The following is a 13,051-nucleotide window of genomic DNA, read 5'->3' as shown; positions in this document are numbered from 1 at the left end:
TCGCCGGTTGAGCTTTAACCCAGCCTCGCCCGTGCCTTGGCCGTCCAGGCATTGAACAGCCGATCGGCGACGATGCCGATGAAGGCGATGGCGAGGCCCGCCACGATGCCGCGGCCGGAATCGGCCTTGGACAGCGCGATGAACACCTCCTGGCCGAGATCACGGGTGCCGACCATGGCGCAGATGATGATCATCGCCAAAGCCATCAGGATCGTCTGGTTGACGCCCAGCATGATCTCGGGCAGCGCGAGCGGCAATTGCACGCGAAAAAAGGTCTGGCGCTGCGTGCAGCCCGAAACCTTGGCCGCCTCGATCAGCGCCGGCGGCACCTGCCTGATGCCGTGATTGGTATAGCGGATCGCCGGCACCACGGCGAAGGCGATCGTTGCGATCATCGCGGTGACGTCACCGACGCGGAACAGCATCACCACCGGAATGATGAAGCAGAAGGAGGGCAGCACCTGCAGCGTATCGATGACGGGCGTGATCACCTTCTCGACGCGATCGCTGCGCGCGGCCATCAGGCCGATGGGAATGCCGATCAGGCAAGCGATGAAAGCAGAGATGCCGCAGAGATAGACCGTCGCCATGGTCTTTTCCCACAGCCCGGTGACGGCGCAGAAGGCGGTCAGCACTGCCACCAGAGCGGCCAGGCGCAGGCCGGAAAGCTGATAGCCGGCAAGGCCGAGCAGGAACACCGCGCCCAGCCACGGAAAGCCCTCGCAGAAGGCGCGCACCGGGTTCAGCACGTTAAGGATCAGCGCCACGCGGAACGCCTCGATGATATCGAAGAAGTTGATCGTCACCCAATTCACCGCCGCTTTCCACAATGGCGCGGTGGTGAAGGTGATCGCCTTCGGCACCGCCGCGAAGGCAGGCACGAAGAGGCCAAGCAGTGTGGTGGCGATCAGGATGGCGACGGCCAGCGTCAGATTGCGCCGCCAGAAGGCGGGCTGGACTTGCCGGTGGACGTGACCTTTTGCATGGTTGGCGGCGATGGCCTGGCTCAGCCGGTCGAGCGCGACGGCTAGCGCCACGATGGCCAGCCCCGCTTCCATGGCTTCGCCGACCTTCAGCGCACGCAGCGCCAGCAACACGTCATAGCCTAGCCCGCCGGCGCCGATCATCGAGGCGATGATCACCATGTTCAGCGCCAGCATGATCACCTGGTTGACGCCGACCATCAGCGTCGGCCGCGCCGACGGCAAAAGCACGCGCCACAGTTTCTGCCGCGCCGTGCAGCCGGCCATCTCGCTGAAATCGTCGATCTCGGACGGCACCCGCGACAGGCCGAGCATCGTTGCCCGCACCATTGGCGGCGCGGCGAAGATGGCGGTGGCGATCATCGCCGAAACCGGACTGTTGCCGAACAGAAGCAGCATCGGGATGAGGTACGCGAAGGTCGGGATGGTCTGCATCAGATCGAGGGCAGGGGAGACCACCAGCCGCTCCGCCCAGGGTTTCCGCCAGGCCCAGATGCCGACGAACAATCCCGTGGCGATGCAGAATGGCACGGCGATGGAAATCAGCGCCAGCGTCAGCATGGCGCTGGTCCATTGGCCGAACAGCGCGATGTAGAGCAAACAGCCGCCGACCAGCATGCCGAGCTTGCGGCCGCCAGCGGCATGCCCGGCGACAAACGCCGCCGCGCAGACGCCGATCCAGGACAGGCGCGGCAGCATATAGGCGTCGGCACCGTGGCCGATCTTGAAATTCTTTGCCAGAAGGTCGAGCGCGAAATCGAGCGGCACGCCGAGCACGGCAGTGATCGACCGCGTCAGCCATGACAGGTTTATCTTTATCCAGCGCATCAGGGCGCTGACCCAATCGGCGACCGGCACGATCGCCTCGGCCGGATAGTTGGCAGCCCAGGGGAGACTGTCCTGGAGCAGGAACACGACCAGCACCACGGCAAGCGCTGCGGCCCAGACCAGCAGCCGGGTCTGCGCCGGTCGCGGCCTCGTCCCACTGGCGCTTGCCGTTACTGTCATGCACCGGCTCCTGACCGCTCGATGCCGGCGAGCAGGTCGATCACCGCTTGCGGCGTCACCTCGCCGATCGGCTTGCCGCTGCCGTTGACCACCGCGAACGGTCTGCCGGCCGCGACGATGCTGGCCGAGAAGCTGGCAATCTTGGCCTCTGGCGCCACCGTGCCGCCATGCTCGGCGCCGTCGCAGGCGCGCATCAGGCTCTTCGCCGAGATCACCTTGGCGCGGTCGACGTCGCGGGTGAATTCGGCGACATAGTCGGTCGCGGGATCAACCACCAACTCCTCCGGCGTGCCGATCTGGATGACTTCGCCATCCTTCATGATGGCGATGCGGTCGGCCAGCCTTATCGCCTCGTCGAAATCATGGGTGATGAAGACGATGGTCTTGTGCAGCATGGTCTGCAATCGCATCAGCTCGTCCTGCATCTCGCGGCGGATCAACGGGTCGAGCGCCGAGAACGGCTCGTCGAGGAACCAGATCTCCGGCTTGGTCGCCAGGCTGCGGGCGATGCCGACACGCTGCTGCTGGCCGCCTGAAAGTTCGCGCGGATAGAAATGCTCGCGGCCGCGCAGGCCGACAAGCTCGATCACGTCGCGGGCGCGTGCTTCGCGCGTCGCGCGGTCCTGCCCCTGGATGCTGAGCGGAAAGGCGATGTTGTCCAGCACGTTGAGATGCGGCAGCAGCGCGAAATTCTGGAACACCATGCCCATGCGGTGGCGCCTGAGTTCGATGAGCGCCGCATCGGAGATCTTGAGCAGGTCCTTGCCCTCGAACTCGACCTTGCCGTGCGTCGGCTCGACCAGACGCGACATGCAGCGCACCAGGGTCGACTTGCCCGACCCCGAGAGCCCCATGATGGTGAAGACCTCGCCCTGGCGGATTTCAAGATCGACGCCGCGTACCGCCCCGACCAGTCCGGCAGCGGCGACATCGGCCATGCTGGCCTTGCCGTCGCGCTCGCGGATGAAACTGGCCGCGTTCGAACCGAACAGTTTCCAGACATTGCGGCAGGCCAGCTTTATCGGGCGGGCATCCTTTGGCGCGCCCGCAACGTTTGATCCCTGTTCGGTCTTGTCAGGCATTCAAGCGTCCTTCTGGAATATCGACGATTGAGGCCCGGCCGATCGACGGCCGGGTCTCATTCTCCAGTCGGAGCAATCACTGTGCCCAGGCTTTCCAGTCGGCTTCGTGGACGGCGATCCAGGCGGCGGCGACGTCCTCCGGCGTCTTGCCGCCGAGGTCGATCTCGCCGCTCATCTTGTTGAGCTCGTCGGTGTCGACCGTGTAGGCCTTGGCCACCTTGTAGGCGACGGGCCATTTGTCCTTCATGCCGTTCCAGGCATATTTCCAGATCTCGCCATGCGGCTTGCCGCAATCATATTTGGCATCGGGATTCGTGCCCCATTTCGGGTCGCTGTAGCATTCGGGCGTGTATTCGGGGAATTCGACCCACTCGCCCTTGTATTTGGCCGGCGCCCAATGCGGCGAATAGATCCACAGCATGATCGGCGCCTTGCGCTGATAGGCCGAATCCAGCTCCGCGAACATCGCCGCGTCGGTGCCGGCGTGGATGACTGTGAATGGCAATTTGAGTGCCTCGACGCGCTCGTCGTCAAAACCCTCCCAGGTCACCGGACCGCCGAGATAACGACCCTTGGGTGTCGTCTCGGCTGTCGAAAAGGCCTCGGCGCATTTCGGGTCTTTCAGCGCTTCCCAATTGGGCAGGCCGGGGCATTTCTCTTTCATATATTCGGGGAACCACCACTCTTCCTTGGCCTTGGGGCCGAGCTTGCCGAGGCGCTCGGTCTGGCCGGTGGCATCGGAAGCCTTCATCGCCTCGCCGGCGGTCGTGTCCCAGAATTCCAGGCCGACATCGAGGTCGCCATTGGTGAGACCGGTGGTCAGGCTGGAGAGGTAATCGGCGGTCGGATATTCGACGGTGTAGCCGAGCTTTTCGAGAATGCCGCCGAGAATCTTGGCGTTGAGGTTGACGCTGGTCCAGTCGAACAGCGCGATCTTGATGGGGTCGTTGGATTCAGGGGCTGCGGCGTGGACGGAAAGCGTTGGCAGGCTCAGTGCCGCGAGCGCGGCGGCGCCCAGGCACAGTTTAGAAACTCTGCTCCGAAATGACATGCTTGTTCTCCTTCAAGCTGTGACGGTTATCGTTCGTTCCCTTCTTGCGTCTTTCTGCCCTTGTTGGGTTTTTTCTTGATTGTGTTGGAAAGACCTGCCTTTGCGCAAGGCCGTTTCCGCCATCGCGCGGCCAAAACCGGCGCAGGCGGGATTGTGCTGAGTTTTTGATTTGCGGAAATGGTGCTGAGAGGGTCGGCGTCATAGCTGCCGACGCATCGCTACGACAGCGATCACCTGCCGGTCGATTGCCAGCCTTATGGCGCCCTGCAAAATGCGAGCCATCAGGGTCCCCTGACCTCGGCTATCGGCCCGGCAAGCCCCATCGCCAGGACGGTTTCATGGGATGAAAATTATATATACCAACGTTCATCGCGCGCAACGACTAAGGCTTTGCTGGATGCATAATTCGGACCGCAGGCGAGGTCGCACCCAACCCACCTGCCGAGCCACCTTACCAGCAGACGTAGCCGCCATCGACGATCAGGTCGAGGCCGGTGACGAAGCTCGACGCGCGGCTGGCCAGGAACACGGTCGGCCCGACCATTTCCTCGGGCGCCGCCATGCGCCCCATCGGCGTGTCGCGCTTGAAGATCTTTATCTCTTCCGCCACCTCCGGCCGCTTGTTCATCGGCGTCAGCGTGTAGCCCGGGCTGACCACATTGACGCGCAGGCCGCGGTCGGCCCACTCCATGGCGAGGCTCTTCGACATGTGGATGACGGCGGCCTTCGAGGAATTGTAATGCGCCTGCGTCAGCCCGCGATTGACGATGGTGCCCGACATCGAGGCGATGTTGACGATCGAGCCCTTGCGCCGCGCCAGCATCTTGCGCGCTTCGGCCTGGCAGGACAGGAACACGCCGGCGACATTGACCTCGTGCACCTTCCGCCACGTCTCCAGGGCCATTGTCTCGGCCGGCTCCGATCCGGCGATGCCGGCATTGTTGACGGCAATCGTCAGGGCGCCGAGTTCGCTCTCGACGCGGTCGGTCGCCGCCGCGAGATCGCCCTCGGACGTCACCGTGCCCGTCAGCACCAGCGCCTTGCGCCCAAGCGCGGTGATACGCTGTGCGGTCTCCTCCAGCCCGCCCTTCGATGCATGGCCGAAACAGGCGACGTCGGCGCCGGCCTGCGCCAATCCGATCGCGATTGCCTGGCCGATGCCGCTGCCGGCACCGGTAACCAGCGCGACATCGCCGTCCAGCTTGAAAAGATCCATCGATAGCCCTCCCTGCTTCAGGGAGGGTATGCGCTGTCCCGCGTTCCGATCAAGCCTTCAGCGCGGGCATGGCGACACGGCTAGAAATAGCCGTCGGAGGCGGCCGTGGCTTCTTTCGGGATCTCGACGCCGTCGACCAGGATCTTGTCGACCAGTTCGTGATGGAAGCAGACCAGGCCCTTGATGCGCTCCGCCTCATGCACCGGCTCGGGATAATACCAGACGAGGTTCTCGTGGCGCTTCTTGCCCGTCGTCACGTGATAGTAGTTGGAGATGCCCTTGTAGGGGCAGCGCGAGATGTAGCGGCTGGGCGCGAACATATCGAGCCGCGTGTCGGAGATTGGCAGATAATGGCGTACCGGATGGCCGGTCTCGAACAGGAACACGCCGCGCCGTGAATCGGCGACCTGCTCGCCGTCCAGGATGACCTGCACCCGCCGTGAGGACGGCAGGCAGTCGACCCGCCGGAACGGGTCGCGGGCGTGGACGAAGATCTCCTCGTCCTCCTCATACCAGTGCGTCATCTTGGGCCAGTAGAAGGACATGTAGTCCGCGATCGGCGGACAGCCCTTGACCGGGTCGAGATAGCGCCAGGCGGCATCCTCGACCAGCGTGATGCCGGTGTTGAGCGAGTAGTGCGTAGCCAGGCCCTTGAACGGATCTTCCGTCGTCGTCCTGCTCGGCAGCAGGAACTCCTCGCGCACGTCACTCATCGGGAAGTAGTAGACCGGCAGGTGATCGGATTCGTAGAACACCAGCGCCCTGGTCGTGTCGGCGACGATCATCGATCCCACTTGCACGCGCAGCCGCTTCTGCATCGGCATGGTGAAGGCGACGTAGCCGGGCTCGAACTCATACTGCACGATCGTGTCGAGCAAGGGAAAATGCGGCCCGCGGCCGCGCAAATGAGGCTTGCGAATGGTAGTCTCCCGTTTCTTTTCTTTTGTCATCGAGTGTTGGCGCAAAGCGAGATGGACCTGGATTGAGTCATCGTATCGGAGTGGGTTTCCGGGCGGCGGGCTTCTCCTGAGTCGAGCGGCTCGAACGATGGCCCCCCATCGCCCTTCGCAGCCCCGCTGGCGGATAGCCTCGCCGCCCGAAAGCAGAAATTGTCCATCCAGCCTCTATCCCAGCGACACCCGGTCGAGCAGCAGGCCGGCGGCGATCGGCGGCAGCCCGCTGACATTCTTGCGCACCGGCACCAGGAGGTCGGGGAAATAGCTGAAGATGACAGGCGTCTCGTCGAGCAGCAGCTTCTGGATGTCTGACGCCGCCGCCCGCTGCGCGCCGATGTCGAGCGCCTTGAGATAGGAATTGACCATGCCGTCATAGGCGGCGCTCTTGAAATGCGCCGCATTCCACGGGCCGTCGCTGACCAGCGGGCTTTTCAGGAAGACGTTCGGCACGCTGCGATGGGCGTAGTCGGTGATGCCGAGCGGGCTGTCCAGCCAGTCCGATTGACCGAACACCGCCTTGCCGTAATATTTGTCCTGGTCCTCGATGTTGAGCGAGACGCGCGCGCCGATCTCCTTGGCGAAGTTCTGGAACAGCTGCGCGTAGCCGGGAATGTCGGAGTAGCGCAGCGTCGTCAGCGTGATGTCGAAGCCGCTGCTGAGGCCCACGGCTTCCATAAGCTGCTTGGCCTTGGCGATGTCCTGGGCGCGCTGCGGCACCGTTCTGTCGGTCGCGGGGAAGGCCGCCGCAAACGGGCTGTCATTGCCGGTCGCCGCCATCCCGCGGCACAGCCCATCCACCAGCTTGGAACGGTCGATGCACAGCGCCAGCGCCTGGCGCACGCGCTTGTCGGTGAAAGGCGCCATGTCGCAGCGCATGTGGAGCTGGCGGTGCGCGGTCGAGGCGACGCGCAGCACGGTGATGTCGGGGCTGTTCAGCACCACTTGGCTGACATCGAGCGGAACGGCGTCGAGAATGTCCACTTCGCCGGCCTGCAGCGCCAGGATGCGCGGCTGGACATCGCCGTAGAATTTGAACTCGAGCCGGTCGGGCAACGCCTTCTCGCCCCAATAATCGGGGTTGCGGATGAAGGTAGCGCCGACTTTCGGCGTGTAGCTCTCCAGCCGGAACGGGCCGGTGCCTTCAAAGGTCTTTTCGTAGTCGCCCTTGTAGCTCGCCGGCAGGATGACGGCATTGTAGTTGTCGATCGACACCGAATAGGGAAAGCTGCCGTTCGGCACGTCGAGATGGAAGGCGACGGTGTGGTCGTCGACCTTGCGGGTGCCGCCCTTCGACAGCAGGCCCTTGAACACCGAAAGCGCGTTCGAGGCCCCGTCCGGGTCGGCCAGCCGGTCGAAGGTCGCGACGACGTCGTCGGCCTTGAAGTCCTCGCCATTGTGGAATTTCACGCCCTTGCGCAGCTTGAACGTCCAGACGCTGCCGTCCTCGTTCGGCGACCAGCTTTCCGCCAGCACCGGCTTCAGCGTGAGGTCCGGCTGTGTGACGCAGAGGAATTCGGCGGTCTGGAAAACCAGCTGGTAGCTGCCGCTGTCGTAGTAGGTGACGGGATCGATGGCCCCGCCTGGCGTCGCCACGCCGGCGCGCACCGTGCCGCCCGGTTTGCCTTCGGCGCGGGCTTCTTGCGTGCCGAGACCGGCGGCGGCGACAAGGCTGCCCAAGAACGGCAGCGAAAGGCCGAGAACGCTGCCATGGCGCAGGAAATCGCGCCGGTCGAGCCGGCCGGCCAGCAATTCGTCGACAGCGGAATTTTCGATTGCAGTGAGATTCCGGCGGGCGATGTCGATCCTCTCGAAATGCTTCGGCATGGCTGCAATCCTCGCTTGTCTTGGGGCAGGCCATCTAGTTCATCGTTGACCGCGAGCGGAAAGCGATATTTTTTGATAGGGGCCATCGGAATTTTCGATGCGGAGAGCCAAGGCATGGACACCGAAAACCTGCGCAGTTTCCTGGAGATTGCCGAGCATGGCAGCTTCACCGTCGCGGCCAATCGGCTGAACCTTGCCCAGTCCACCGTCAGTGCGCGGATAAGAGTGCTGGAGGAGCAGTTGGGGCGACGGCTTTTCATCCGCGACCGCGATGGCATCACGCTGACGCCGGCCGGCCGCCAGTTCCTGCCGCATGCGTCCGCCATCACCCGCACCTGGGAGCAATCGAGGCAGGACATCGCCGTTCCCGATGGCTATGAAACACTGCTCCGGCTGACCGCGCCCGCCTATCTGTGGGAGCGCATCACTTCGCCATGGGTCGAATGGATGCGCGCCGAGCGGCCGAACGTTGCGTTACGGCTCGAGGGCAGTTTTCCCGATCTGGCGATCGATCAACTGGCCGAAGGTCTGCTCGACATCTGCATCCTCTATCTGCCGCGGCCGCATCCCGGCATTGTTTACGAAACGCTGGCCGTCGATCAGGTCGTGCTTGTCCAGCATGCCGCGCAGACGAAGCCATGGACCGAGAACTACATACTGATGGACTGGGGGCTCGAATTCCGCATCGAGCATGATCGGGCGTTTGCCGGCATGGTCAAGCCGGCCATTTCGGCCGGCCTGGTCTTCATCGGTTTGCAGCACGTGCTGTCGCAGCAAGCCGCCGCCTATCTGCCGCTCAGCGCCGTCAGCGGCCATATCGAGCGCGGCGAAATGAAACGCGTCGCGAACACGCCCGTGTTCCAGCGGCCGATCTATCTTGCCTATCCCAGCAATCCGGCGTCGTCGGATGTGCTCGACGTGGCCTTGGCGGGATTGCGGGCACTGACGAGGGATTGGGCCGGCGAGCAGGGCTTTGCCGAGGGCGACCGGTCCTTCAGCATGGCCGGCCAGTTGTGAACCGGCCAGAAAAATGCGATCATCCATACCTTGCCTATGCCGGCTCGGCCACGACCGCCTTCTGCAGCTCTCGCCAGTTCGGCATAGGGAATATGGCAGCGGATCGAGTGTCCGGGGCGCGCCTCGCTGAGCGGCGGTTCGAGGCGCTGGCGAAGGCATTCATTGAGACGGTCGAACGGCCAAATTAGGGGATCAGCGATGTGGATGTGGGGGGACTAGCAGCAGTAGGCCGATGGGCCTGACCAGCAAAAACATGCGCCAATACCAAGCATGCGAACGAAGGATGCATTGTCCTAGCCATTCGCCTCTTAACGGGAGGTTGAACTTTCGGCTCCCTTCCCGTGCGATGCGCCACCACCGTTATTCGCCCCTCCTCCGACAACGTTCGTTGGCTTCGTCTTCGGTTTGTTAACAGCCTGCGAGACAATTGGGGCCTGGCTAACAGGCTTCGACTTTCGAGGCGCCCCAACTGTTCGAGAACGCTTCGTGGAGGCAGCATCCCGATCTACAGATGCCGGCTTTTTGCCCTCCACTGCAAGCAATGCAACGTTCTTACCACGTTCAAGCCACATAAGCTGCGAGGAGTTTCCAAAAAATACGCTCGCAGCGACAGGCCCTGATATCCCATCCACAGCAGCTCTGTCCGTAAACTGCCAAAAAGACCAGGGCGCCTTCAATCCTAAATTCACTGACGGTTGCTGACGCCCGTCCCCTAGCATAATGGGGAACTTAGCAAACGCGCTTTCCAGTTTGATATTCTCCGTTACGTATCTGCTGGTATTTATGATCGGACTCTTTCCATAAGCCTTCTGAATGGCAGCTGCCATTTTCAGAGCTTGACGCTGCCAGCCCGCCTTGCGCGAACACTCCTTCTCCGCACCTCTGCCGGGCGAAGGAAATTGGAGAGTGATGGGTAACGAGGAACTTCCAGGCTCGACCACAGACCGAACATTCTTCATCTGCTCAGCAGCGTTAGCACAGTAGTCGAAGGTATGTAGCGCACCCGCTTTTATCCCGGCTACTCGCGCTCCACCGATATTTTCTTTGTAATTCGGGTCTTTGTAGTCAGACCCAACGCTGGATCGAACAAATATATAATCAATTCCAGCCTTTTGTACTCGCTGGAAATCCGCATGGCCATTATGTTCCGAAATTTCGAAACCTCGTTTCGAGTACAGGCCAGGCTGATTAAATACTAATTTATCGGGTTGATGAACAATCACGTTGCCCGACAGCTTGTCCAATTGTGACAGTTCAATCCCACTTGGCACCTGCCACGTGTCTTTCGATGTTAGCTCGGAATCGTTGTGATGCACGGGACCTAGGAAAAAAAACGCCCCGTTGGCGTGCACGCCACCCGGCTCCACTGTGCCTACCCATGGAACCGTGTAAATCTGGTTGTAAGTCAGACTCGTAACACTATTTTCAATAAAGTTATTAAACCTTTTGGTTAGGTAGCCAACGATGTCTCCCAAGGTGATGACACCTCCATACATCAACACCTCTTTGTCTGTGCTTGATATAACCACTGGCCAAGCAGGTGTTGTCGGTGAGGTTATTCCTTCGATCAAGGTGTCAAAAAAGATACTGCCTTGGTCCGCACCGCCTAGCGACCATACTGGCTGGTCATTTCGGCCCGCCGTAACGATGTGTGCGCCGCGTTCGCGAGTATTGAATTCGTTACTACCGGTGTCTCCCACACCAAAAATATCTCCCCCATAGCACGCGTTGATCAATGCCAACACATGAAAGCTGCTTCTGGCTAGGTCTTTGAGAATGGAATGAAGTTCGCCCAGTGAAAATAAATTGTCTTTATCTGTGTCGCCAAAGGCGGCAGACAAAACAAGAGAACCAGGAATTGCATCATGACTCTCGACCCCGTGACCAGAATAAGCAAAAATAATTCGCGCTTTCCCCAGGTATAGCGCAGCACGACTACCAAAATAGTTTCGAAGAAAGTAACTAATGTTCTGCTGAGTAGCGTCTTCGTTCCTTAGGACGATGACCTCATCGAAAGATTGATTATCCTTCAAAAACTGCTCAAGATGATCGACATCCTTCTTTGCGGGTTCGAGCGTCGTCACTTCAAGATTGGGATAACTGTCAATTCCCACCAATAGGGCAATACTTCTACTATAGTCACCCCGTCTGATCTGCAAATTGTTGGAAATGCGTTTATCTGCGGGCGCCTCATCTGATCGAAAAAAGTAGAAGAATTTGCATTTATCTAAATTATCAACTTCTGCATGGTTTGAGCAATATTCCGCGCCCATTGCGCCTTTGCAGAGTAATCCCCAGCAGCCCATTGCCGCGACAAAGATGAGGATTGTCGTCTTTTGGATCACGGTAAAGCTACTCCAAAGAATTTCTTAAATTCTTCCGGTGTTCCCTTAAATATATTCGCATCCAGCGCCTTGGAATAGCCCGATGTAACTCGAGCGCTCGACGTAAACTGCCAAATGTGCCAAGTTGAATTTGGAAAAACTGACGGCGCCTCCACAGCTCTGCTCGACTTTGAATAATCCGCAATCCACAATTTAAAATGGCTGAATTTCTTAAACTCGGCCACAGGAATGTTCCGTTCTTTCCACCACGAGACCGTCGTGTACAACATAGGCACTTTTCCCGTTCGCTCCTCAACCCTGTTTAAAAAAGCAAGCGCTGTGCCAACTATGTAGTCTGGAGTTTTGTTTTGCCAACGATCAGGATTGTCCTTCCACGCATCCCATTCCAAATCCACAACCGGGGGAAGGTCCTGATCGCCAAATCCCCCGTTGGAAGAAACAAAATTCACGAACGTATCCGCCTGATCACCCCCATCTCCCTCTGCAGTGAGGAAATGGTAGGCGCCCCGCAAAAGTCTCCTATTGCTGGGAAGTTCAGCAAGGGCCGAATAATACTCAGCAAACTTCCCGTCTTTGAATTTTGTCCCTTGCGTTGCTTTTGCATAGACGAATGAAATCTTCTGTTGTTTAAAATTTTGAAAGTTAATCGAGGGGTTTGTATGGTGACTTATATCGACCCCAAAGTACGATTTTTCACGAGGCTTCTTATCGTCTACCTCAGCATTTTGAGGAAAAGTAAAACTACCGTTTAGTTTGAACGGCTTCCCCGGCAAGTCAGGTTCTTTTTCTTCTGCCTCAATGATTCTTTTAAAGAGAATTTGTCGGGATGCGTCATCGGTAAGAATCGATAGCTTATCACCACCGTCATCACCAAGCGCAGAACTATTTAAGAAGGTCAATGTCGATATGAGTGTGAGACTATGGATTAGGCGAACCATGCAATTCTCCTGATGGTTCAGCATTACCTTAGGTAACTATATTCCCTAGAAGGTTTCCTGTCAAACGGCCGAACGTTGCGTTGCGGCTCGAGGGCAGTTTTCCCGATCTGGCGATCGATCAACTGGCCGAAGGTCTGCTCGACATCTGCATCCTCTATCTGCCGCGGCCGCATCCCGGCATTGTTTACGAAACGCTGGCCGTCGATCAGGTCGTGCTTGTCCAGCATGCCGCGCAGACGAAGCCATGGACCGAGAACTACATACTGATGGACTGGGGGCTCGAATTCCGCATCGAGCATGATCGGGCGTTTGCCGGCATGGTCAAGCCGGCCATTTCGGCCGGCCTGGTCTTCATCGGTTTGCAGCACGTGCTGTCGCAGCAAGCCGCCGCCTATCTGCCGCTCAGCGCCGTCAGCGGCCATATCGAGCGCGGCGAAATGAAACGCGTCGCGAACACGCCCATGTTTCAGCGGCCGATCTATCTTGCCTATCCCAGCAATCCGGCGTCGTCGGATGTGCTCGACGTGGCCTTGGCGGGATTGCGGGCACTGACGAGGGATTGGGCCGGCGAGCAGGGCTTTGCCGAGGGCGACCGGTCCTTCAGCATGGCCGGCCATCCGTGAAGGGCAGG

General features: G+C 59.9%; 9 protein-coding genes and 1 pseudogene. 2 read left to right on the top strand and 8 right to left on the bottom strand.

Annotated elements, in window-relative coordinates; all coding sequences use genetic code 11:
- Nucleotides 1-14: 14 nt before the first annotated feature.
- From FJ443_RS06185 to FJ443_RS06160, 6 genes are all read right to left on the bottom strand, one after another.
- A complete protein-coding gene (locus FJ443_RS06185) occupies nucleotides 15-1,991 on the bottom strand; it encodes an ABC transporter permease subunit (RefSeq protein WP_140663111.1) in 1,977 nt (658 codons plus the stop codon).
- Entirely contained in the window at nucleotides 1,988-3,073 is a 1,086-nt protein-coding gene (locus FJ443_RS06180) for a glycine betaine/L-proline ABC transporter ATP-binding protein (protein ID WP_140663108.1), read from the bottom strand. The genes FJ443_RS06185 and FJ443_RS06180 overlap by 4 nt, the downstream gene beginning before the upstream one ends.
- Nucleotides 3,074-3,149: 76 nt before the next feature.
- Entirely contained in the window at nucleotides 3,150-4,124 is a 975-nt protein-coding gene (locus FJ443_RS06175) for an ABC transporter substrate-binding protein (protein WP_140663106.1), read from the bottom strand.
- A gap of 451 nt (nucleotides 4,125-4,575) precedes the next feature.
- Entirely contained in the window at nucleotides 4,576-5,340 is a 765-nt protein-coding gene (locus FJ443_RS06170; protein WP_140514719.1) for an SDR family oxidoreductase, read from the bottom strand.
- 80 nt (nucleotides 5,341-5,420) lie between these two features.
- On the bottom strand, nucleotides 5,421-6,290 hold the full coding sequence (locus tag FJ443_RS06165; protein WP_140497901.1) for a DUF427 domain-containing protein: 870 nt from the start codon (nucleotides 6,288-6,290) through the stop codon (nucleotides 5,421-5,423).
- A gap of 174 nt (nucleotides 6,291-6,464) precedes the next feature.
- Nucleotides 6,465-8,120, bottom strand: coding sequence for an ABC transporter substrate-binding protein (locus FJ443_RS06160; RefSeq protein ID WP_140580717.1), 1,656 nt, complete (start codon nucleotides 8,118-8,120; stop codon nucleotides 6,465-6,467).
- A 114-nt stretch (nucleotides 8,121-8,234) separates the two neighbouring features.
- Between FJ443_RS06160 and FJ443_RS06155 the strand changes: the two genes are divergently transcribed.
- Nucleotides 8,235-9,137 (top strand): LysR family transcriptional regulator, encoded by a 903-nt coding sequence (locus FJ443_RS06155; RefSeq protein ID WP_140663105.1) that lies wholly within the window; start codon nucleotides 8,235-8,237, stop codon nucleotides 9,135-9,137.
- Between the two features lie 308 nt (nucleotides 9,138-9,445).
- On the opposite strand, the gene FJ443_RS06150 is transcribed toward FJ443_RS06155, so the two are convergent.
- Both FJ443_RS06150 and FJ443_RS06145 read right to left on the bottom strand, forming a co-directional pair.
- A complete protein-coding gene (locus FJ443_RS06150) occupies nucleotides 9,446-11,482 on the bottom strand; it encodes a GH25 family lysozyme (RefSeq protein WP_140663103.1) in 2,037 nt (678 codons plus the stop codon).
- Nucleotides 11,479-12,420, bottom strand: coding sequence for a GH25 family lysozyme (locus FJ443_RS06145; protein WP_181175073.1), 942 nt, complete (start codon nucleotides 12,418-12,420; stop codon nucleotides 11,479-11,481). The genes FJ443_RS06150 and FJ443_RS06145 overlap by 4 nt, the downstream gene beginning before the upstream one ends.
- A gap of 62 nt (nucleotides 12,421-12,482) precedes the next feature.
- On the opposite strand from FJ443_RS06145, the pseudogene FJ443_RS06140 reads away from it, so the two are divergent.
- Nucleotides 12,483-13,043, top strand: a pseudogene (locus FJ443_RS06140) (substrate-binding domain-containing protein); the annotation flags it as partial.
- Nucleotides 13,044-13,051: the final 8 nt, after the last annotated feature.

Source organism: Mesorhizobium sp. B2-6-1 (genome assembly GCF_006440475.1).
Classification (GTDB): domain Bacteria; phylum Pseudomonadota; class Alphaproteobacteria; order Rhizobiales; family Rhizobiaceae; genus Mesorhizobium.
The sequence above is the reverse complement of the archived record's forward strand: the minus strand, read 5'-3'. Positions and strand labels throughout refer to the sequence as shown.